A 20,585-nucleotide genomic window follows, 5' to 3' on the forward strand; every position below is an offset into this window, starting at 1 on the left:
GGCTACGGAACCGCGCGCACCGCGTCCGGCGCCAGCCCGGCAGCATCGCGTTCGCGCTGCAGATCGGTGAACGCCTTCAGCGCCGGTGGCACGTGCCGGTGCCCGGGGAAGTACAGGTACAGGCCCGGGAACGGCGGGCACCACGCGTCCAGCACCGGCACCAGCGCGCCGCTGTCCACGTCGTCACGGATGTGCCATTCGGACAGGAATGCCAGGCCCACGCCGGCCAGCGCGGCCGCGCGCGCCGCCTGCAGTTCGGCCACCACCAGCCGCGCCGGCGGGTCCACCTGCAGCACCTGGCCACGATGCTCCAGCTCCCAGCGGTACAGCCCACCGTGCGACAGGCGCATGCGGATCGCCGCGTGCGTGGCCAGCGCGTCCGGCGTGTCCGGCGTGCCGTGCGCGGCCAGATAGCCCGGCGCGGCCACCACGCGCATGCGCTGCTGGCGGTACAGCGGCACCGCCACCATGTCCTGCGGCACCTGCTCGTGCAGGCGCACGCCGGCATCGAAACCATCGGCCACGATATCCACCAACCGCGCCTCGGCGGCCATCTCCAGCCGCACGCGCGGGTAGCGCTGCACGAACTCGGCCACCAGCCCACACAGCATGCGCGTGCTTTCCGGCGGCACGTTGATGCGCAAGGTGCCGCCGGGGTCACGCTCATCCTCGTGAAGCGCGTCGCCTGCGCCGCGGATCGCCTCCACCGCCGGCCCCACCTGCGCCACATAACGCGCGCCGGCCTCGGTCAGCGCCACGCTGCGCGTGGTGCGGTGGAACAGACGTGCCTGCAGCCGCGCTTCCAGGCTGGCCACCGCATGGCTGAGCGCCGAGGTGGACATGCCCAGCTCGCGCGCCGCCGCGCGGAAGCTGCCACGCCGGGCCACGGCCAGTACGGCCTCCAGCTCCACCAGTCCGGATCGATGCACGGTCGCACTCACATAGTCCCGGAAATCGGGACTCCCCATCCACCATAAACCGGATTCCCAGCACGGTCGAGCGGGCACAGACTGGCCGCACCTTCCCAACGGATTCCTCGCCATGCAGCGCATCGAGCAGCACTACATCAACGGCGCCTTCGTCGCCTCGCACGGCCAGCAGCTGGCCGACCTGCACAACCCCGCCACCGAAGCGGTGATCGGCCAGGTGCGGCTGGGCGACGCGGTAGACGCAGAGCGCGCCATCGCCGCCGCCCACGCCGCACTGCCGGCCCAGGCCGCGCGTAGCGTGGAAGAACGACTGGCCCAGCTGGGTCGTTTCCGCGATGCCATGGCCGCCCGCCGCGATGACCTGCATGCTGCCGTGCTGGCCGAGTACGGCGCACCTTCGGCGCGCTCGCGCTGGATGGTGGAGCACCCGGTGCAGGTGATCGACGACGCCATGAAGGTCCTGTCCGACTTCCCGTTCCAGCGCAGTGTCGGCCAGGCCCAGGTGCACTACCTGCCGGTGGGTGTGGCCGGCATCATCACACCCTGGAACAGCAACGCCGCCTTCATCTGCGCCAAGCTGGTCACCGCGCTGGCCGCCGGTTGCACGGCCGTGGTCAAGCCCAGCGAACTGTCGGGCCTGCAGACCCAGGTGGTGATGCAGGCACTGCACGCCGCGCAGTTGCCGCCGGGCGTGGCCAACATCGTCAACGGCGCCGGGCACGATGTCGGTGCCGCGCTCAGTGCCTCGCCGCAGGTGGCCAAGATCTCCTTCACCGGCTCCACCGGCACCGGCCGCGCGATCCTGCGCGCGGCCGCGGACAGCTTCAAGCGGGTCACTCTGGAACTGGGCGGCAAGTCGCCCACGATCATCCTCGACGACGCCGACGCGGACAGCGCCGCCGCCTTGGCGGTGCAGGCCGGCTTCATCAACAGCGGCCAGGCCTGCGTGGCCGGCACCCGCATCCTGGTGCCGGAATCCCGCCGTGCCGAATTCGAGGACGCCCTGGCGCGTGCGGTGAAGGCCGTGCGCAGCGGTGACCCGCAGGATCCCGCCACCCACGTCGGGCCGATGGTCAGCCAACGGCAGTGGGAGCGCGTGCAGGGCTACATCCGCACCGGCCTGGGCGAAGGCGCGCGGCTGCTGGCCGGTGGCGAAGGCCGCCCCGACGGCCTGCAGCGCGGCTGGTTAGTACGCCCCACGCTGTTCACCGATGTGCGGAACGATATGACCGTGGCCCGCGAGGAAATCTTCGGGCCCGTGCTGTGCATCATCGGCTACCGCGACGAGGCCGATGCCGTAGCGATTGCCAACGACAGCCCCTATGGCCTGAGTGCCCTGGTGATCGGCGCTGACACCCCGCGCGCCACCGCCGTAGGCCGGCAGATCCAGTCCGGCCGCGTGCTGGTGAACACCCTGCAGCACGAATCGCTGGCCCCGTTTGGCGGCATGAAGCAATCGGGCATTGGCCGCGAAAGCGGCCAGTGGGGCCTGGAAGCGTTCCTGGAACCGCAGACTGTAGTGGCCGCGCAGTAACCCGACCAACGGATGGGGCGGCACGCCTCTGCCTTGGTAGGTGCCCACCTTGGTGGGCACGCCTCTGCCCGGTAGGTGCCGACCTTGGTCGGCACGCCTCTGCCTTGGTAGGTGCCGACCTTGGTCGGCACGCTTGTGCCCACCAAGGTGGGCACCTACCAGAGCGGATTCCTTGTGCCCACCAGGGTGGGCACCTACCGAAGCAGTTTCCGCCCTTTCGCCGCAGTTACCGGCTCATCGAATACGGCGCCTGCGCGCCCTGCCCCGGCCAGTCCTTGTTCGGCTCTGCCTGCATGGTGAACCGCAGCTCGCCTCCGGCCAGAATCTCGTCGTGGCGCAGGAACGTGCGCTGCAGCGGCTTGCCGTTCAACATCACACCGCCCACATAGGTGTGCTTGTCATCCAGCCCGTCGGCCACGATGGTGAACGTCTTGCCATTGGGCAGGCGCATCGCAGTCTTCGGCAGGAACGGCCGGCCCAGGATGTACTCGCCCGAGCCCGGCGCCACCGGGTAGAAGCCCAGCGCGGTGAACACGTACCACGCCGACATCTGGCCCACGTCATCATTGCCGGCCAGGCCATCGGGGCGGTCGGCGTACTGGGTGTCCATGATCTGCTTCAAACGCGCCTGCGTGCGCCACGGCTGCCCGGCATACGAATACAGGTAGGCCACGTGGTGGCTGGGCTCGTTGCCATGCGCGTACCAGCCGATCAGCCCGGTGATGTCTTCCATGTGCTCGAAGATGGAAGGATCGACCTTGGCGTTGAACACTTCATCCAACCGCGCCAGCAGCTTGTCGCTGCCACCGTGCGCGGCGGCCAGGCCGGCCACGTCCTGCGGCACGTACCACGAGTACTGCCAGGCATTGCCTTCGGTGTAGTCGGTGCCGTAACCGCTGGCGCTGGGGTCGAACGGGGTACGGAAGCTGCCATCGCGCTTGCGTGCGCGCATGAACCCGGTGTCCTTGTCGAAGGCGTTGCGCCAGTTGCCGGCGCGCTTGTCGAAGGTCGCCGCCACTTCAGTCTTGCCCATCGCCTGGGCCATGCGCGCGATGGTCCAGTCGTCGAACGCATATTCCAGCGTCTTGCTGGCCGCTTCGCCTTCTTCATCAATCGGCACGTAACCCAGCTCGCGGTACTGCGCGATGCCGTCATAGGGGCCGTAGTTGGCGGTCTCCACCATCGCCTTCAACGCCTTGTCGGCATCGAAGCCACGAATGCCCTTCACGTAGGCATCGGCGATCACCGGTACGGCGTGGTAGCCGATCATGCACCAGTCCTCCAGCCCGTGGAACGACCACACCGGCAGCATGCCGTAGGGGCTGTGCTCATGATGGGCCAGCATCGAGTTGATGAAATCGCTGTTGCGCTTTTCCGGCTGCACCAGGGTCAGCAGCGGGTGCAGTGCCCGGTAGGTATCCCACAGCGAGAACGTGGAATAGTTCGTGTAGCCCTCGGCCTTGTGTACGGCGTTATCCGGGCCGCGGTACTGGCGATCGGCATCCATGAACAGCGTCGGCCCCAGCAGCGTGTGGTACAGCGCGGTGTAGGCGCTGCGGCGCGCATGCTCGGGCGCGTCGATATCCAGCACCGACAGCGCCTGCGTCCACTCCTGCTTGGCCTGCGCACGCACGCGGTCGAAATCGAAGTCGGCCACTTCGGCATCCAGGTTGGCCATCGCACCGGCCTCGCTCACCGGCGAGATCGCCACCTTCACCACCAGCGGCGCGTCCAGCTTGCCGAAGTCGAAGGTGCCGACCAGCTGCCGGCCTTCAATCTGTGCGCGCTGCTTCGGGTCCTGGTGGCCCGGCGGCGGGAAGCCCTTGTAGGCGATGTCCTGCTCGGTGTTGTGCAGTTCGTGGGCGGCCAACGGGCGCGAGAAGCGCATGGCGAAGTACAGCTGGCGGCCCGGCGCCCAGCCGCGGGTTTCACGGAAGCCGGTGATGGTGCCATCGGCACGCACACGCACCCGCGACCACAGCACCTTGCCCGGGTAGTCGTACATGCTGGTGCGCATGTCCAGCAGCACCTTGGCATCGGCGCCCTTGGGGAAGGCGTAACGGTGCACGCCCACGCGCGCGGTGGTGGTCAGCTCGGCGCGCACCTTGTAGTCGTCCAGGGTAACCGCGTAGTAGCCCGGCTCGGCCTTTTCATCGTCATGGCGGAAGCGCGAGGCATAGCCACTGCGCGGCTTCTCCGGGTCGCCGCGCTCCAGGCCCGGAGTGCCGGTGAACGGCATCACCAGGATGTCGCCCAGATCGGAATGGCCGGTGCCGGAAAAATGCGTGTGCGAGAAGCCGACGATGCTGCTGTCGTCGTAGCGGTAGCCCGCGGCCCAGCCATAGGCCTTCTCGCGCGGCTGGATGCGCGTGTCCGGGCTGAGCTGGACCATGCCGAACGGCAGCGTGGCGCCCGGGTAGGTGTGGCCTTCCCCGCCGGTGCCGATGAACGGGTCCACCGAGGCATAGGCCTTGTCGGCGGCGGTTCGGGCCGGGGCCGCACTGGCCAGGCCGGAAGCGAACATCGCCGTGGCGGCGACAGCGATCAGGAGACGACGGTCCAGCATGGGCATCGGCATTTGGATCGATTCAGGTGGTGGTCAGAGAGTAGCACCGCCCCACGCCGGTGGCATGTTGCGCTGCGGCTGAACCGTTCAATACGCGACAGGACCTGTCCGGATTCGACTGCAACTTTTTGTATGGATCGATCCAGCCCCTCCCCCAAAACTGCACAGGTGCCTTAACGGCGCAGCGGAGCCGACGGTGGCCTGGACGGACACCGGCCGGGACGGGACGCGATCTCCGCTGCGCCACCCGGCAGGCAAGAACACCCGGATCACAGCGGCTTCACAGCCTTTTAGCGTGTGATGCGCGCTGACGCAGTGCGTACGGGTGTCTTCCTGAAGTTTTGAATCAACAGGAGTTCCGTCATGAAAATCGCTGTTCGTCGTTCGTTGTCGCTGGCCGTGGCCGGTGCGTTGGCCTTGAGTGTGCCGGCTGTGTGGGCCGGTACGGTGACCGGGCCTGGGAATAGCCATACTGTCAATCCGGGTGATGCAGTTGAGACCTGGGATGTCTCGGATGGCGCAGCACTGTTTCTGGAAGACGGTGCCGCCAGCCTGCAGATCAGGGTTAGCAGTGCCAACCTGACCGGCCGGGATTTCACCATCCAGGGGACGTCGCAAGGAATTTCCGCGCTGGGTGCCTCGCAGGTGCAACTCACCGGCGGTCTTCTTGATATTTCACCTACCGTCCCCGACGACTACGCTGTTTCGGCGCAGGACGGCACAGTGATGGCGCTCGACGACATGAACATCCGCAGCGGTGCGCGCGGACTGTTTGTCTCTGGCGCGGGCTCGACGGCAACCATCAGCAGCTCCACGATCGCTGCCGAAGGCCGTGCATTGTTCGTGAACAATGGCGCTTACCTGTCGCTGGACGGCGTAACCGCAACGTCCAACGGCGAGCGTGGCGATGCAGCGCTGATGATCAACGAATCAACCGCTTCGGTCACCAACAGCGCGATCACGGGCGCTCTCACGGCCGTCGACCTGGTGGACGGAAGCCTGGATGTGTCGGGCACCACGCTGAAGGGCGCGACTGCGCTGTCCGTTCGTGGTACCTCGCAGGCTGCTACCGCAACGCTCAGCAACTCCCAACTGGAGGGCGCTATTGCTGTCCGCTTGCAGGGCGACGCCGAAGTCACCGCTTCCGGGAGCAGGCTTACCAGCACTGGGCAATCATTGAACGACGCCGCCGTTTCCATGAGCGGGGGTAAATTCAGCGCAGCCAACGGAACGGTGATCGAAGCCGACAGAACCGGCGTAAACATGTCCACCGACGCGACCTTTACCCTGGATGCATCCAGCCTGAGCGTCCGCAATGGGGATGCCTTCCTCGTCGGCACTGGCATTGGCAGCGGTGACACGGCATCCATTTCGATCAGCAATGGCTCAACGGTCGACGCCAATGGTGGCAATGTACTCAACGTTCGTACCGGCGTGCAGGCCGACATGACGGTGGAGGGTTCGCGTCTGCTTGGCGATATCGTCGTGGCGGAGGGCGGCACCGGCAATGTGACTTTGGGATCCAACTCGTCCCTCACCGGCGCCATCACCAATGGCGGCGCGATCAGTCTTGACCAGTCGCTGTGGCGCCTGACCGCTGCCAGCTCGGTGGATACGCTGGCGCTGGGGTCTGGCTCGGTGGTCGAACTCGGCGATGGCGCCACTTTCAACACCCTCACCGTAGCCGGCAACTTCACCGGCAACGACGGAACGATTGTGTTCAACACCGTGCTGGCCGGCGATGACGCGGCCACCGACAAGCTGGTCATCGGCGGCGATACCAGCGGCACGGCCAACGTGCGCGTGAACAACGTCGGCGGTGCCGGTGCGCAGACCGGCCAGGGCATCGAGCTGATCTCGGTCGGTGGCGCCTCCAATGGCCAGTTCAACCTGGCAGGCCGTGCGGTGGGTGGTCAGTACGAGTACTTCCTGTTCAAGGGCACCGGTGCCGATGGCAACTGGTACCTGCGCTCCCAGCTGCCGACCCAGCCTGACCCCTGCGATACCGACCCGACGCTGCCCGAGTGCAACCCGGTGCTGCCCGGCCCGGATCCGGACCCGGTCCTGCGCCCCGAACCCGGCGCTTACCTGGCCAATCTGCAGGCCGCGCAGAGCATGTTCCGTGTCGGCTACCACGACCGCCATGCCGGCCAGAATGCCGGCCGTGCCTGGGCCCGCGTGGATGGATCGCGCACCGGGTTCGATGCGATCAGCCGCCAGCTCGACATCCGTGGCAACAGCCAGGCGCTGACCGTCGGTGCCGACCTGTGGCGCGCCGATAATGGCAGCAGCGTGGGCGTGATGCTGTCCACCGGTAATGCCAGCAGCACCTCCACCAATGAACTGACCGGCTACTACGCCCGCGGCAAGGTGAAGGGCGAAGCGCTGGGCGTGTACGGCACCTGGCGCGGCGGCAGCGGCGGCGACCCGTATGCCGGCTTCTATGTGGATGGCTCGGTGCAGCGGGCGCAGTTCCGCAACCGCGTGGAAGGCATCGGCCTGGCCGATGAGCGCTACGACAGCCGTGCCTGGCAGGGTGCGGTGGAAGGCGGTTATGCCATCCGCGTGGGCGGTGCGAGCAACGGCGGCATTTACCTGGAACCGCAACTGCAGGTCGGCTACAGCCGCTGGGACGATTATCGCCATACCGAAACCAACGGCACGGTGGTCGGTGCCGAGAATGCCGATGGGATGTTCGGGCGTGCGGGCGTGCGTCTTTCCGGCGTGACCCGCTGGGGCAATGGTGCGGTGGATGTGCAGCCGTATGTGGCCGCCAACTGGCTGCATACCCGCAGTAAATCGCAGATCCGCATGGATGATGAAGTGGTCGATGCGCGCATCCCACGTAACCGCGGCGAGTTCAGTGCCGGTGCCTCGTTGAAGTTTGCCAACGGCGTGGGCGCGTGGGGCGGGCTGTCGTTGCAGAAGGCCAGTGGCTTCCACCAGACCAGTGCGCAGGTGGGTGTGAGCTACAGCTGGTAAGGGAGTGCGTGTTTGTGGGGCCGGGCCCAGCCCGGCTCCACAACGTCTCACCCCAGGTGGGCCCTTGCACCTGGGCCCTGTTTCGCCCCCCCCGGCCCGTAGAGTCGAGCTTGCTCGACTGGCTTTTCGCGGGGAACCGGCAATGCCTGGGGCCTTTTCTGTAGAGCCGAGCCATGCTCGGCTGGTGTTGAAGCAGTCGAGCATGGCTCGGCTCTACAGAAGAGCAGTCGAGCAAGCTCGACTCTACAAAAGCGTGGTCGGCGGCGTCGCTTCTGGCGTGGGAACGACTGCTTGGGGAGATGGGGCCTGCTTCATCCTGCACGCAATACTTCGCACCAGCCGGCTCGGCTACGACTACCTCTGACGCTTGCACCCCGCTGCGCATCAACCGCGCTTGACGGCCTGCGCTTCATCCAAGCCACCCCACGCAAACCCATGGCAATGCCCAGCAGAACCTGCGCACGATGCCCCCGCAGCGGATACACCGCCGCCGGGTGTGGAACCCCGAAATGAACTACACGAGCTGCCTGCCGTAACTACGGCGGGCGGTGCGCGGCGGCCTTATGGCCCTCGGCCTTTCGTGTAGCTCAGCCGAAGTTCCAACCCCGCATCGCCCGCCACCTTACCGGTGGCCTGTCCTGCCAGGAGCCATCACATGTCACCGCAACCGCCTGTCCTGACCCCGGAAGTGGAATCCCTGCTGTCCCGTATCGACCACGCCCTCAGTTCGGCCGAGGGCATGGCCTTGATGATCAGCGACAACGAACCGGCCGACCCTACCGCGCACACGCGGCCGGGCTACAACGTACAGAAGATCAGCGTGGCGATGATGGCGCTCAGCCAGCATGGCCGCCGGCTGCTGAACGAGCTGCGCCAGCAGTATCTGAAGGTCACCCTGCATTGAGCTGCCGGGCGACCGGCAAAGCGTTCAGCCGCCCACCGCCGCGATCCAGTGCGGCAGGTTGTAGTAGTTGGTGATGCGCGCCACCTTGCCATCACGAATCTCGAAGAAGGCGCCGGCCGGCAGCACGTAGGCCTGGCCGGTGGCTTCGGGCAGGCCTTCGTCGGTGGCCAGGTACTGGCCGTTCACGGTGAACTCGGCCGCCCCGCGGGTACCGTCGGCATTGCCGAACACCACGATATCGGTCAACTGCTCACGGTAGGAGCGGGCCATCTTCCGGCAGAACGCACGGAACGCGTCCTTGCCCACCTCGCGGCCACCCTGGTTGATGTCGTGCACCACATCGTCGGTCACCTGGGCCACGAAGGCCTCGATATCCCCGCTGTTGAAGGCGGCATAGTAAGCATGGATGACGTCGGTGGCGCTCATGGGGGTGTCCTGAGGGTGGGCGGGCTGCGGAGCATAGCCTATACTCACCCCCAGTATCCATGGGCTTGAGCGATCGTGCGCATCACCACGCTGCAGGGGGCCGCCGCCGCCCCGTATCTGGACGACCTGGCGCGCCTGCGCATCGGCGTCTTCCGCGATTTCCCCTACCTGTACGAAGGCGACCTGGGCTACGAGCGCGACTACGTGGCCACCTACGCCGCCGCCCCCGGCAGCATCATCGTGCTGGCCCAGGACGGCGACACCGTGGTGGGCGCGTCCACAGCTCTGCCCCTGTGCGAAGAAACCGCAGAATTCCAGGCGCCTTTCCTCACCGGCCCGTGGGACCCGCAGCGCATCTTCTACTTCGGCGAATCGGTGCTGCTGCCGGCCTACCGCGGCCAGGGGCTGGGCGTGCGCTTCTTCGAGGAGCGCGAAGCGCATGCGCGCCAGTCCGGTGGTTTCGACATCTGCTGCTTCAGCGCCGTGCAGCGCCCACTGGACCACCCGGCCCGCCCACGCGACTACGTTCCGTTGGACGCCTTCTGGCACAAGCGCGGCTATGTACACCACCCGGAGCTGCACACCACTTTCCGCTGGCGCGACGTGGGCGAAGCCCACGCGAGCGCAAAGCCCATGTCGTTCTGGCTGAAGGATCTGCGCGCATGATCCGCTTCGCCGCCAGCCAGTACGCCATCGAACTGATTGAACAGTGGGACGACTATGCCGCCCATCTGGACGCACACGCGGCCGAAGCTGCCGCCGCCGGCGCGCAGCTGGTGCTGCTGCCCGAGTACGCGGCCATGACCTTGACCGGCCAGTTGCCCGCCGCGCAGCGCAGCGATCTGGCCGCATCGATCGCCGGCATGCAGGCACTGCTGCCGCGCTGGCAGGCACTGTGCGAACAGATCGCGCAGCGCCACCAGATCTGGTTCTGCCCAGGCTCGGCACCGGTATTGGACGATGATGGCCACTATCGCAACCGCGCCTTCCTGTTCGGTCCAGACGGTCTGCTGGGCCACCAGGACAAGCAGATCATGACCCGCTTCGAGCGCGAGGAATGGAATATCGCCGGTGGTCGCGAGGGGCTGCGTGTGTTCGAAACGCCCCTCGGCACCCTGGCCATCCTGATCTGCTACGACACCGAATTCCCGATGCTGGCGCGGCGGTTGGCCGAAGCCGGCGTGGACCTGCTGCTGGCACCCAGTTGCACCGACACCGAAGCCGGTTACCACCGCGTGCGCATCGGTTCGCAGGCGCGAGCGCTGGAAAACCAGATGCCGGTACTGGTATCGGCCACCGCCGGCCGGGCACCGTGGAGCCCCTCGGTAGACATGAACTTCGGCCGCGCCGCGCTGTACGTACCGGCGGACCGGGGCATGCCGGCCAATGGCGTGCTGTGCGAAAGCGAAGCGGTGTTCACCGAACAGAGCCGCTGGCTGATCGGGCAGATTGATGCGAAATCCGTCGCCGCCGTGCGCCGCGAAGGCCAGGTCGCCCTGTACCGCGACTGGCCAGAGCAGCTCAACATACACATGCAATCGGCCCCGTAGAGTCGAGCTTGCTCGACTGCTCCGGTAGAGTCGAGCTTGCTCGACTGCCGCTATCTGTAGAGCCGAGCCATGCTCGGCTGAAGAGCAAATGCAGTCGAGCAAGCTCGACTCTACGCAAAGGCAAGAACAGTCGAGCAAGCTCGACTCTACAGAACCCCGTCGCTTACGCGCTCCAGTGCCTGTCGGTAGCGTCGGCTGCCAAACAGGCCGCGCTGCAGGTCAGCCCGCAGCGCCAGCACGTCATCGTCTTCCGGCTGCTGCGCGCACGCGCGCTCGACCCACACTACCGCGCGATCAAACTCACTATCGCTACGTGAGGCGTAGTACTGCGCCAGCATCCAGGCCGCCCGTGTCCAATCGTGGTCTGCCCAGAAACCCAGCGTCTCCAGCAGACGCGGCAGGCGGCCTTCGGCAGGCACCTGCGTGCGCAGGTAATAGCCCACCCCGGCCACGCAGCTGCGCACGCGGCGCTGCATGCGCTCACCCCACCCCGCCTCCGTCGCCGCCAGTTCCAGGCAGCGCAACTCGCAGGCGTTGGACAGGTGCACCAGCGCGCCAACGTCGATGCCGGCAATGCCGCCCTCCTCCAGACCCCGGTCGTAGATCAGGCTGAGGTTGTAAAGCGCGCGCCCACTGTCCTGCGCGGCAGCACGGCTGTACCACTGAATGGCCAGCGCCGGGTCGTACGCCGGCGCATGCTCAAAATAGTGGTACCCCAGCGCTGCCTGCATTTCCGGGAAGCCCAGCTCCGCGCCTACCTGCGCCATATGCAGCAGCGCGCCGTGCTGCTCGGCATCGTCGAAGGTGTAATACACGTCGTTGAACGGGCAGTCCGCGCCCGGCTCAGGCACAGCCATCAGCACGCCCGCCTGCCGGTACGCGGCCTCGGCCTGCGCCGTATCACGCAGAGCTCCGCACCAGCCGGTGTCCAGCAGCACGCCGTGCAACACCGCTGCCCACGCGGACGTGCGCCACTGCCGGGCCACCACCGGCGCCAGCCAGTCGCCCATGCCGGTCGCGGCGGCCGAGTGCAGCATGCGCATCAACTGATGATCGTCAAACCCACGCGGAACACTGGGGTCGGCTGCCGCAGCGTAGTGCGCTGCCGCCACCTCTGTGTTGTCCACCCGCGCGGCCAGTTCGGCCAACTGCAGATGGATGCCGGTACGCTCCAGCGCCGACTGCGGCTGCGCCAACAGCGCCATGCCCCGGGCAAAGGCCTGCTGCACGGCGCCGCGATCGTCGGTGTCGATGCTGTCCACGTCAATGGCATCCAGCCAGGCGATCATCCGCAGCTGGTTGCGTTGCGATGCATCCAGACCCTCAGCCAATGGACCGTCGGCCAAGGCAAGGATCTCCTCATGGCTGCCGCCCCATCGAGGTGTGCGCAGACGCGCATAGGTATCCAGCAGCGGCAGGCCATGCCCTGCGGCCTGAAGTCCCATCTGCAACCAGGCCAGTGTGACCTCGCGCGATGCGTCCTCTCCATCGTCGATAACCTCGCCGTCCGCATCAAACTCCGGCGGCCGAGAAATGGCGGCTGCCCACGCGCTGGGCATCTGCGCCGGCAAGGCAGGCAAGCGAGGCGCGTCGGCCATCCACGCATCCAGCAGCGACTGCATGTCGCGCCATGGGCCAGCGCCGTCGGCCGGGTGAAAACCATCGTGCATCCAGTCGCTCATCCACACCGGAACACCCAGCGCTGCCACGCTGCGCATCAGCTGGTGCAGCAGCGGCCAGCACAGCGGCCCGCGATCGGCCAGGGCGACGGCATGCACGAACAACGCGGTCTGCGCGGCCTGCACAGTGGACCATGCGCCCTCGCCCACCGCAGACGACCAGCCCGAGCCGCGCGCATCCACCGCGATGCGGTCCCAGACCAGCGCAGCCAGCAGCAACGGTTCATCGGCCTGCGGCGATTGCCGTTGCCACACCGTCAGCGCCTGCCAGAGAGCGTTGATCGGCTGCAACGGCGGCGGTACAAGCACGGCCAGCGCGTGCGCGCCACCTTCAGCGTCCTGCCTGGCAAGCAGATCTGGCAACGCGGCTTGGACGTTTGCGAAGCGCTGGGCGAGCAGGTCATCCCAGAGTGCGGGCGCGGCAAGGCGCCGCGGCGGTTCAGCGGAAAGCGGAGAGTTCATTGGAATTCAAGCAGAGCGACAGCACGGGTGGATTATAGCGCCGCCAGTCAGCGCCCCACGCGGCGGTAGAGTCGAGCTTGCTCGACTGCTTTTGCTCTTGCCATTGCGTAGAGCCGAGCCATGCTCGGCTGGAAGAGCAGTCGAGCAAGCTCGACTCTACGTCGGCAGCGCTGCCTGCAGCGTGGACAGATCCGCACTCTCCACCGGCCGCACCACCCTCGCCACCTCCTGGCCATCGCGCAACAACACCACCGTTGGCCACAGCTTCACCGCAAAAGCGCGCCCCAGCGGCCGCCCCTTGCCATCCTCGATCTTCCAATGCGCCAGGTCGTGCGCATCCACAAACGCCTGCAACGCTGGTTGCGCGGCCTGGCAGTGACCACACCACGGCGCGCCGAACTCCAACAACAGCCAGCCCGCCTGCGCCTGCACATCGGCAGGCGCAGGTTGGGCAGCAAGATGGCTGCGCATGAACGGCATGGCTCAGGCCGCAACGGCGCGCTGGATGTCTTCCAGCGGCGCGTTGGTGAAGTTCTTGGCGATGTCATCCAGCAACCGCGCCTGGGTTTCCTTGTGCAGCAGCGGGCGAATGCGCCCCAGCGTGATCGGGTCGGCCACCAGGATCAGATGCGAGAACCGGTTGTTCAGCGCATCATCGTTCAACTGCTCGGCCACCTGCTTGGCAAAGGTCGCTTCATTCAACTGCGAGATCGACATGTCCTTCGGCACGGCGCCAGACGGCCCCTGTCCGGACACGCCCTGTTCGCTGATATCGGCCAGGCGCAGCTCACCTTCCTGCTTCAGGGTGATCTGGTGCTCGGTGCCCACGTTGGTGAATACACGTGCGGAACCACCATCGGTCACCACCACCAGGGTGCCTTCGGGAATGCGTCGGGTCATGCGATGTTCCTTCTGGTTACGTTTCAGCTCCACCGTAGAAAAACGCATGTGAGCGGCACGAGCACAGAGCGTTCAATCGTTGTCAGCATGAACAGGCGCGATGGAACACAGCGTCTGGTTCGGCCGTATTGTCGGCACGCTCACGTTGTAACCGGTATCATGAACGGATGATCGACACGACCCACTGCGTAATGGGCATTCCCGTTACGTGGAAAGCACTGCCGACCGGCGCTTCGCCTGCCGCAACCGCATCCGCCCCGAAATTCCACCGCCTGGCGCTGGATCCCGGCGGATGATGGTGCAGGCCTGATCCTACGCTTGCGCGGGTTTTAGCCGCGTCGTTTCTCTGTGTTTCGCGCCTTGGTCGAGCGAGCTCGACCCTGCTGCTGCGCGCTTTCTTGGCCGTTTGGCCTCCCGCCCCGATGCCCCTGCGCCAGTTGCGCCCGCATCGCCGTTTCCGTTTTTCGGGACACACCACACCGTCTATTCCGCACTGCATTCACTAAACAAGGAGTCCCCATGCAGGACAACTCCGATGCCCATGCCCATTTCGGCTGGTTCAAACGCCGCCGCCATCTGAACGTCGACGAGATCACGGTTGTCGACAAGCCCATGCTCAAGCGCGCCGTGGGCGCCGCTGCACTGGGCAACGCGATGGAATGGTTCGATTTCGGTGTCTACGGCTATCTGGCCGTCACCATCGGCCAGGTCTTCTTCCCCTCCAGCAACCCCACCGCGCAGGTCATTGCGGCCTTTGCCACGTTCACCGTGGCGTTTCTGGTGCGCCCGCTGGGCGGCCTGGTGTTCGGCCCGCTGGGCGATCGCTACGGGCGGCAGAAGGTGTTGGCCTTCACCATGATCCTGATGGCGCTGGGCACCTTCGCCATCGGCCTGATTCCGTCCTACGAGCGCATTGGCATCTGGGCACCGGTGCTGTTGCTGCTGGCGCGCATCGTGCAGGGCTTCTCCACCGGTGGTGAGTACGGCGGTGCGGCCACCTTCATTGCCGAATATTCCACCGACCGCAACCGCGGCCTGATGGGCAGCTGGCTGGAGTTCGGCACGCTGGGCGGTTACATCGCCGGTGCCGGCACGGTGACCGCACTGCACATGCTGTTGAGCAGCGAAGACATGCTGGATTGGGGCTGGCGCATTCCGTTCCTGATTGCCGGCCCGCTGGGCCTGTTGGGTCTGTACATGCGCATGAAGCTGGAGGAGACCCCGGCGTTCCGCGCTTTCGCCGAAGAAGCGGACAAGCGCGAGCATGAGCGCCCGGGCCTGGGCGCGCTGTTCCAGATACACGGCCGCCAGTTGCTGGTGTGCATGGGCCTGGTGCTGGTCTTCAACGTGACCGACTACATGCTGCTGACCTACATGCCCAGCTACCTGAGCGTGACCATGGGCTACGCCGAGAGCAAGGGTCTGCTTCTGATCATCATCGTGATGCTGGTGATGATGCCGTTGAACGTGGTCGGCGGCTTGTTCAGTGACAAGCTGGGCCGCCGCCCGATGATCATCGGTGCCTGCATCGCGCTGCTGGTGCTGGCCGTGCCGTGCCTGCTGCTGGTCGGCAGCGGCAATGACTGGCTGATCTTCCTCGGCCTGATGCTGCTGGGCCTGGCACTGGTGTGCTTCACCAGTTCGATGCCATCCACCCTGCCGGCGCTGTTCTACACCCCGGTGCGCTACAGCGCGCTGTCGATTGCGTTCAACGTGTCGGTGTCGCTGTTTGGTGGCACCACGCCGCTGGTCACCGCCTGGCTGGTGGAACGCACCGGCGACCCGCTGGTGCCGGCCTACTACCTGATGGGCGCAGCGGTGATCGGCCTGATCACCATGCTGTTCGTGAAGGAAACCGCCGGCCTGCCGCTGCGCGGTTCGCCGCCGGCGGTGGGCAGCGACCGCGAAGCCGCCGCGTTGCTGAAGAGCGACATCCCGGTAACGGTCGACCCGACCCTGCCGCCGCTGCCGGAACCGGCCGAGCCGGAACAAGCGCGCCCGGCCTGACCGCCCCGCTCTGGTAGGTGCCAACCTTGGTTGGCACTTTGGTAGGTGCCAACCTTGGTTGGTATTTTGGTAGGTGCCAACCTTGGTTGGTATTTTGGTAACCGCGCGCCAACCAAGGTTGGCGCCTACCAGGGAGGTCGAGGTAGAGTCGAGCTTGCTCGACTGCACGTGCACCGCCAGTCGAGCAAGCTCGACTCTACAAAAGCGGGTTGGCCCCGCCCATTCCGTCAATCGGCGCGGGCCAGCTTCCCTGCGGTCCAGGCATAGGTCCAGGTGTGCCGCCCATCAGGTGGGCAGGCCATTCGCCCCTTGCCAGCCCCACACAGCCGGGTGGGCCGTGCACTGCTGAATGCCACCACGATCCGCCCCGCGTCGAACGTCACGCTTTCCACTTCGCCGGGCACATGCACGCTCGCATCGTCCGCGTACCCCGATGCACGGATCAGCGCATAGGTCTCATCGTCGTACACGCTCTTGCCGGGGGCGGGTGCCTGCGCGCGCGGGTCGTTGTCGGCCAGCGCGGTCATCACCACCAGTTCGTTCAACTGCTGCGCCGTGCCGGTCTGCGCGGCCGTGTACACATAGACGATCTCCGGGCGGCCATCGCCATCCAGATCGGCATTGCCGGCCCACAGCGGGCGGTAGTCGTAGGTGCTGTCGGTGGCCGGGTGCAGCCGCAGCGAGGCCTCGGCGGTGCGCCGTGCCTTGTCATAGCTGATGCCCTCGACCGGCGCGGCCGCCCCTTCTGCCGGCGCAGTCTGTGCCACCGCCGTGGCCGCCAGCATCATCAACATCACGGCGCACGCGGCCTGCAACGGCCCCTGCCTGCGTTCTTTCATTGCAGCTCCCTTGGCAATGCCATCCATGCGCCGATGATCGCACACGATCCACCCCGCATTTGACCCAGATCACGGCCCGCACGCGCCGTTGCTGCCACCCTGAAACCCCCACACCGCACCACGGTCTTATGTCCTCCCCCATTCCCGCCGCCCCCGTGGCGGTTGCAACCCCCGGTTCCAGCTTCGCCCTGCAGGTCATCAGCCTGGATGGCCTGCACTGGGACGGCGATGTGCGCGAAGCCAGCGTGCCCGGCGCCGCCGGCCGCCTCGGCTTCCTGCCCGGCCACACGCCATTGATGGCGCCGTTGTCCGCCGGCCTGGTGCGGCTGTTTCCCGCCGACAATACCGCCATGGTGGAGATCCACGTGAGCGGCGGCTACGTGGAAGTGCAGCCGGACCGGGTGATCGTGCTGGCCGACCTGGCCGCGCGCAGCGATTCACTGGACGAGGCCCTCGCCGAAGAGGCCCGTGCCGCCGCGCACTCGCCCATGGCCGCAGCCTTCACCGATGTGGACTACGCGCAGCTGCATGCCGAGCTGGCCGCGCAGCTGGCCCAGGCCGCGCGCCTGTCACGCCCGCGCTGATCGCCCGTGCCATCATGGCGCGGCAGGTGCCGTGCCCTCCCCTCATCCGGTAAGGAAGCAACGATGCTCGAACGCATCAAGGCCGCACTGCAGTACTTCAACCAGGCCGTCCCGTTCCGCCTGGTGCCCGCCCTCATCACCACAGCGGTGCTGGTCACCCTGTTGCTGCTGCCCTGCCCGCAGGGTCTGACCGCCGATGGCTGGCGGCTGGTAGCGATCTTCCTGACCACTATCGTGGCGATCATCCTGAAGGTGATGCCGATCGGGGTGATGGCGATGATGGCCATCGTCATCGTTTCGCTTTCGCAGGTCACCTCCAACAGCTCCAAGGGCGCCATCACCGATGCGCTGAGCAGCTTCGCCAGCCCGCTGATCTGGTTGATCGTGGTGGCCATCCTCATCTCCCGCGGCCTGAAGAAAACCGGGCTGGGCAACCGCATCGGCCTGATGTTCATTGCGCTGCTGGGCAAGCGCACGGTGGGCATCGGCTATGGGCTGGCGGTGTGCGAACTGCTGCTGGCACCGTTCACGCCCAGCAATACCGCGCGCGGCGGGGGCATCGTGCACCCGGTCATGCGCTCGATCGCCACCGCCTTCGAATCCGATCCGGCCAAGGGTACCCAGGGCAAGGTCGGCACCTACCTGGCATTGGTGAACTACCACGCCAACCCGATCACCTCGGCCATGTTCCTCACCGCCACTGCGCCCAACCCATTGGTGGTGGATTTCGTGGCCAAGGCCAGCGGCCAGCAGCTGCAGTTGAGCTGGACCACCTGGGCGCTGTGCATGCTGCTGCCCGGCCTGCTGTGCCTGTTGCTGATGCCGCTGGTGGTGTACCTGCTCAGCCCACCGCAGTTGAAGCACACCCCCGACGCGGTCACCTTTGCGCGCAGCGAACTGGCCGCGATGGGCCCGCTGGCCGCCAAAGAGAAAGTCATGCTGGGTACCTTCGGCCTGCTGTTGCTGCTGTGGGCGAACTTGCCGGCGATGATCTTCGGCCCCGCCTGGACTCTGGACCCCACCGTGGTCGCTTTCGTCGGCCTGTTCGTGCTCATCATCACCGGCACGATCAACTGGGACGATGTGCTTTCCGAAAAGAGCGCCTGGGACACCCTGATCTGGTTCGGCGCGCTGGTAATGCTGGCCGAGCAGTTGAACAAGCTGGGCGTGATCGACTGGTTCTCGCAGGGCATGAAGGGCGCCATCGCCAGCAGCGGCATGGGCTGGCAGGCCATCGCCGCGGTGCTGGTGCTGGCCTTCGTGTTTTCGCATTACCTGTTTGCCAGCACCACCGCGCATATCAGCGCCATGCTGCTGGCCTTCCTGGGCGTGGGCGTGCAGCTGATTCCGGCCGAGTACATGGTGCCGTTCCTGCTGATGATGACGGCCGGCTCGGCCATCATGATGACCCTGACCCACTACGCCACCGGCACGTCGCCCATCATCTTCGGCAGCGGCTACGTCACCCTGGGCACGTGGTGGCGGGTGGGCTTTGTGATGTGCGTGCTGGAACTGGCGGTGTTCGCCCTGGTCGGCAGCGCGTGGTGGAAGCTTCTGGGCATGTGGTGATGCCGCGCTAGAGCGGCAGTTCGGTGGTCTGCTTCACCCGCTGCATGGGAATTTCGGTCTTGGTGTTCTGCACCCCGGCAATGCGGTTCAAGTGCTGTATCTGGAACTGCCGGTAGGCATCCAGGTCGGCCACCGCCACCCGCAGCAGGAAATCGCAGTCACCGGCCATCAGGTGGCACTCCAGCACTTCCGGGAAGGATTTGACGCTGTTGATGAAGTGGTTGGTGGTATCCTCATCCTGCCCGCGCAGCCACACCCGCACGAACACCGTGAACCCGCGCCCGACCTTGGCCGGGTTCAGCAGGGCCACGTAGCGGTCGATGTAGCCGCCCTCTTCCAGCAGGCGCACGCGGCGCAGGCAGGCCGAGGGTGAAAGGCCCACCTGCCGCGCCAGTTCCAGGTTCTGCAGGCGGCCATCGTGCTGCAGGGCCTGCAGGATGCGCTTATCCAGGTTGTCCAGGGCATCAAGCATCGGATTCCACCATTTCGCGGTCTTGACGCATCATATGCGGAAATTCCGCGCATCTGCCGCATCAACGCAACCCGATTCTGCGCCGCCCCCGCTAGCATGGGCCACCCCCACGCAAGCACGCTCCATGGACGCCCGCACCACCCTGCCCCTGCCCGACCCCGCCTGCCAGACCAGCACCCGCAGCGAATTCCTGCGCGGGCTGCGCGCCGCCGTTCCGGTGATGATCGGCTTCCTGCCCTTTGCCCTGGTGCTGGGCGCACAGGCCGCACAGAAGGGCCTGAGCGCGCTGGAAGTGCCCTTGATGACCGGCCTGAACTTCGCCGGCGGCTCGGAATTTGCTGCCGTTGAGCTGTGGACCTCGCCGCCGCATATCGCGCTGATCGTGGCCATCACCGCGCTGGTCAACAGCCGCCACCTGCTGATGGGCGCCAGCCTGGCCCCCCTGCTGCAGCACCTGCCGCGCCGCCGCGTGCTGCCGGCGCTGTTCTTCATGTGCGATGAAAGCTGGGCACTGGGCGTGGCCGACGCGCGCCGGCGCGCCCTGGGGTTCAGCCTGGCCTACTACCTGGGTGTTTCGGCCGGCCTGTATACGGTGTGGGTGCTGTGCACCTGCATCGGCGCACTGGTAGGCCCGCTGCTGGGCGACATCCACGCCTACGGTTTCGACATGGCCTTCCCGGCGGTGTTCCTGGTGCTGCTGCGCGGCATGTGGCAGGGCCTGCGCGCGGCGCGCCCGTGGCTGGTCAGCCTGGTAGTGGCGGCGGCCACTTACCTGCTGGTGCCGGGTGCCTGGTACGTGGCCAGCGGCGCGCTGGCTGGCCTGGCCGCCGCGTGGTGGCTGGCAGGAGACGAGGCATGATCTTCGACGGCCTGCTGCACTGGACCTCGCTGCTGACCATCGTGCTGATGGCTGCGGTGACCTACCTGACCCGCATCGTCGGCTTCCTGGCACTACGCAACCGCACCCTGAGCAAGCGCGCGGTGACCGTAATGGAAGCAGCGCCGGGCTGCGTGCTGATCTCGGTGATCGCACCGGACTTCGTGGCCAACAACCCGGCCGACCTGGCCGCGCTGGCCATCACCCTTCTGGCCGCAACGCGCTGGTCGATGCTGCCCACCGTGCTGATCGGCGTGGTTGCAGCGGGCGTGCTGCGTTACGTGCTTGGGTAAAGCGCCCGCCGG

Annotated in this window: 18 protein-coding genes; 10 read left to right on the forward strand and 8 right to left on the reverse strand. The window is 66.5% G+C overall.

Going from position 1 to position 20,585, the window contains the following annotated elements:
* Positions 1–2 precede the first annotated feature (2 nt).
* Entirely contained in the window at positions 3–929 is a 927-nt protein-coding gene (locus tag C1931_RS10755; RefSeq protein ID WP_108757734.1) for a LysR family transcriptional regulator, read from the reverse strand.
* Between the two features lie 112 nt (positions 930–1,041).
* On the opposite strand from C1931_RS10755, the gene C1931_RS10760 reads away from it, so the two are divergent.
* Complete coding sequence (locus C1931_RS10760) at positions 1,042–2,463, forward strand: aldehyde dehydrogenase family protein (RefSeq protein ID WP_108756325.1); 1,422 nt, start codon at positions 1,042–1,044, stop codon at positions 2,461–2,463.
* Between the two features lie 226 nt (positions 2,464–2,689).
* Here C1931_RS10760 and C1931_RS10765 read toward each other — a convergent pair whose 3' ends face one another.
* Positions 2,690–5,041 carry a GH92 family glycosyl hydrolase gene (locus C1931_RS10765; RefSeq protein WP_108756326.1) on the reverse strand — a complete coding sequence of 784 codons (2,352 nt, stop codon included), beginning with the start codon at positions 5,039–5,041 and terminating at the stop codon, positions 2,690–2,692.
* Between the two features lie 351 nt (positions 5,042–5,392).
* Here C1931_RS10765 and C1931_RS10770 point away from each other — a divergent pair, with 351 nt between their 5' ends.
* The gene (locus tag C1931_RS10770; protein WP_234412803.1) at positions 5,393–8,011 is read left to right on the forward strand and encodes an autotransporter outer membrane beta-barrel domain-containing protein; all 2,619 of its coding nucleotides are present in this window, start codon (positions 5,393–5,395) and stop codon (positions 8,009–8,011) included.
* A 655-nt stretch (positions 8,012–8,666) separates the two neighbouring features.
* Positions 8,667–8,915 (forward strand): hypothetical protein, encoded by a 249-nt coding sequence (locus C1931_RS10775; protein WP_108753237.1) that lies wholly within the window; start codon positions 8,667–8,669, stop codon positions 8,913–8,915.
* Positions 8,916–8,939: 24 nt separating this feature from the next.
* Here C1931_RS10775 and C1931_RS10780 read toward each other — a convergent pair whose 3' ends face one another.
* Positions 8,940–9,341, reverse strand: coding sequence for a ketosteroid isomerase-related protein (locus C1931_RS10780; RefSeq protein WP_108756328.1), 402 nt, complete (start codon positions 9,339–9,341; stop codon positions 8,940–8,942).
* 75 nt (positions 9,342–9,416) lie between these two features.
* Between C1931_RS10780 and C1931_RS10785 the strand changes: the two genes are divergently transcribed.
* Both C1931_RS10785 and C1931_RS10790 read left to right on the forward strand, forming a co-directional pair.
* Positions 9,417–10,007 (forward strand): GNAT family N-acetyltransferase, encoded by a 591-nt coding sequence (locus C1931_RS10785; protein WP_108756329.1) that lies wholly within the window; start codon positions 9,417–9,419, stop codon positions 10,005–10,007.
* Positions 10,004–10,891 (forward strand): carbon-nitrogen hydrolase family protein, encoded by an 888-nt coding sequence (locus C1931_RS10790; RefSeq protein WP_108756330.1) that lies wholly within the window; start codon positions 10,004–10,006, stop codon positions 10,889–10,891. The genes C1931_RS10785 and C1931_RS10790 overlap by 4 nt, the downstream gene beginning before the upstream one ends.
* 146 nt (positions 10,892–11,037) lie before the next feature.
* Here C1931_RS10790 and C1931_RS10795 read toward each other — a convergent pair whose 3' ends face one another.
* From C1931_RS10795 to C1931_RS10805, 3 genes are all read right to left on the reverse strand, one after another.
* Entirely contained in the window at positions 11,038–13,032 is a 1,995-nt protein-coding gene (locus C1931_RS10795; RefSeq protein ID WP_108756331.1) for a DUF4034 domain-containing protein, read from the reverse strand.
* A gap of 156 nt (positions 13,033–13,188) precedes the next feature.
* The gene (locus C1931_RS10800; RefSeq protein WP_108756332.1) at positions 13,189–13,512 is read right to left on the reverse strand and encodes a thioredoxin family protein; all 324 of its coding nucleotides are present in this window, start codon (positions 13,510–13,512) and stop codon (positions 13,189–13,191) included.
* A 3-nt stretch (positions 13,513–13,515) separates the two neighbouring features.
* Positions 13,516–13,932: a host attachment family protein gene (locus C1931_RS10805; RefSeq protein ID WP_108757735.1), complete on the reverse strand. Its 417-nt coding sequence runs from the start codon at positions 13,930–13,932 to the stop codon at positions 13,516–13,518.
* A 519-nt stretch (positions 13,933–14,451) separates the two neighbouring features.
* Here C1931_RS10805 and proP point away from each other — a divergent pair.
* Positions 14,452–15,939: a glycine betaine/L-proline transporter ProP gene (proP, locus tag C1931_RS10810; protein WP_108756333.1), complete on the forward strand. Its 1,488-nt coding sequence runs from the start codon at positions 14,452–14,454 to the stop codon at positions 15,937–15,939.
* Between the two features lie 227 nt (positions 15,940–16,166).
* Here proP and C1931_RS10815 read toward each other — a convergent pair whose 3' ends face one another.
* Complete coding sequence (locus C1931_RS10815) at positions 16,167–16,778, reverse strand: hypothetical protein (protein ID WP_159095478.1); 612 nt, start codon at positions 16,776–16,778, stop codon at positions 16,167–16,169.
* Positions 16,779–16,906: 128 nt separating this feature from the next.
* Between C1931_RS10815 and atpC the strand changes: the two genes are divergently transcribed.
* Both atpC and C1931_RS10825 read left to right on the forward strand, forming a co-directional pair.
* Positions 16,907–17,362 carry an ATP synthase F1 subunit epsilon gene (gene atpC / locus C1931_RS10820; protein WP_108756335.1) on the forward strand — a complete coding sequence of 152 codons (456 nt, stop codon included), beginning with the start codon at positions 16,907–16,909 and terminating at the stop codon, positions 17,360–17,362.
* A 63-nt stretch (positions 17,363–17,425) separates the two neighbouring features.
* The gene (locus tag C1931_RS10825) at positions 17,426–18,931 is read left to right on the forward strand and encodes a DASS family sodium-coupled anion symporter (RefSeq protein ID WP_108756336.1); all 1,506 of its coding nucleotides are present in this window, start codon (positions 17,426–17,428) and stop codon (positions 18,929–18,931) included.
* 7 nt (positions 18,932–18,938) lie between these two features.
* Here C1931_RS10825 and C1931_RS10830 read toward each other — a convergent pair whose 3' ends face one another.
* On the reverse strand, positions 18,939–19,403 hold the full coding sequence (locus tag C1931_RS10830; protein ID WP_108753246.1) for an Lrp/AsnC family transcriptional regulator: 465 nt from the start codon (positions 19,401–19,403) through the stop codon (positions 18,939–18,941).
* A 124-nt stretch (positions 19,404–19,527) separates the two neighbouring features.
* Between C1931_RS10830 and C1931_RS10835 the strand changes: the two genes are divergently transcribed.
* Together C1931_RS10835 and C1931_RS10840 are read left to right on the forward strand one after the other, a co-directional pair.
* The gene (locus C1931_RS10835; protein WP_108756337.1) at positions 19,528–20,262 is read left to right on the forward strand and encodes an AzlC family ABC transporter permease; all 735 of its coding nucleotides are present in this window, start codon (positions 19,528–19,530) and stop codon (positions 20,260–20,262) included.
* The gene (locus tag C1931_RS10840; RefSeq protein ID WP_108756338.1) at positions 20,259–20,573 is read left to right on the forward strand and encodes an AzlD family protein; all 315 of its coding nucleotides are present in this window, start codon (positions 20,259–20,261) and stop codon (positions 20,571–20,573) included. The genes C1931_RS10835 and C1931_RS10840 overlap by 4 nt, the downstream gene beginning before the upstream one ends.
* Positions 20,574–20,585 lie beyond the last annotated feature (12 nt).

The organism is Stenotrophomonas sp. YAU14A_MKIMI4_1 (assembly GCF_003086855.1).
In the GTDB taxonomy this organism is placed as follows: Bacteria; Pseudomonadota; Gammaproteobacteria; order Xanthomonadales; family Xanthomonadaceae; genus Stenotrophomonas.

Coding starts and splice junctions, on each gene's coding strand:
- C1931_RS10765 (WP_108756326.1), bottom strand. CDS start 5,041: ATGCCGATGCCCATGCTGGACCGTCGTCTCCTGATCGCTGTCGCCGCC.
- atpC (WP_108756335.1), top strand. CDS start 16,907: ATGTCCTCCCCCATTCCCGCCGCCCCCGTGGCGGTTGCAACCCCCGGT.
- C1931_RS10835 (WP_108756337.1), top strand. CDS start 19,528: ATGGACGCCCGCACCACCCTGCCCCTGCCCGACCCCGCCTGCCAGACC.
- C1931_RS10815 (WP_159095478.1), bottom strand. CDS start 16,778: ATGAAAGAACGCAGGCAGGGGCCGTTGCAGGCCGCGTGCGCCGTGATG.
- C1931_RS10760 (WP_108756325.1), top strand. CDS start 1,042: ATGCAGCGCATCGAGCAGCACTACATCAACGGCGCCTTCGTCGCCTCG.
- C1931_RS10770 (WP_234412803.1), top strand. CDS start 5,393: ATGAAAATCGCTGTTCGTCGTTCGTTGTCGCTGGCCGTGGCCGGTGCG.
- C1931_RS10795 (WP_108756331.1), bottom strand. CDS start 13,032: ATGAACTCTCCGCTTTCCGCTGAACCGCCGCGGCGCCTTGCCGCGCCC.
- C1931_RS10840 (WP_108756338.1), top strand. CDS start 20,259: ATGATCTTCGACGGCCTGCTGCACTGGACCTCGCTGCTGACCATCGTG.
- C1931_RS10805 (WP_108757735.1), bottom strand. CDS start 13,932: ATGACCCGACGCATTCCCGAAGGCACCCTGGTGGTGGTGACCGATGGT.
- proP (WP_108756333.1), top strand. CDS start 14,452: ATGCAGGACAACTCCGATGCCCATGCCCATTTCGGCTGGTTCAAACGC.
- C1931_RS10790 (WP_108756330.1), top strand. CDS start 10,004: ATGATCCGCTTCGCCGCCAGCCAGTACGCCATCGAACTGATTGAACAG.
- C1931_RS10800 (WP_108756332.1), bottom strand. CDS start 13,512: ATGCCGTTCATGCGCAGCCATCTTGCTGCCCAACCTGCGCCTGCCGAT.
- C1931_RS10825 (WP_108756336.1), top strand. CDS start 17,426: ATGCTCGAACGCATCAAGGCCGCACTGCAGTACTTCAACCAGGCCGTC.
- C1931_RS10775 (WP_108753237.1), top strand. CDS start 8,667: ATGTCACCGCAACCGCCTGTCCTGACCCCGGAAGTGGAATCCCTGCTG.
- C1931_RS10780 (WP_108756328.1), bottom strand. CDS start 9,341: ATGAGCGCCACCGACGTCATCCATGCTTACTATGCCGCCTTCAACAGC.
- C1931_RS10830 (WP_108753246.1), bottom strand. CDS start 19,403: ATGCTTGATGCCCTGGACAACCTGGATAAGCGCATCCTGCAGGCCCTG.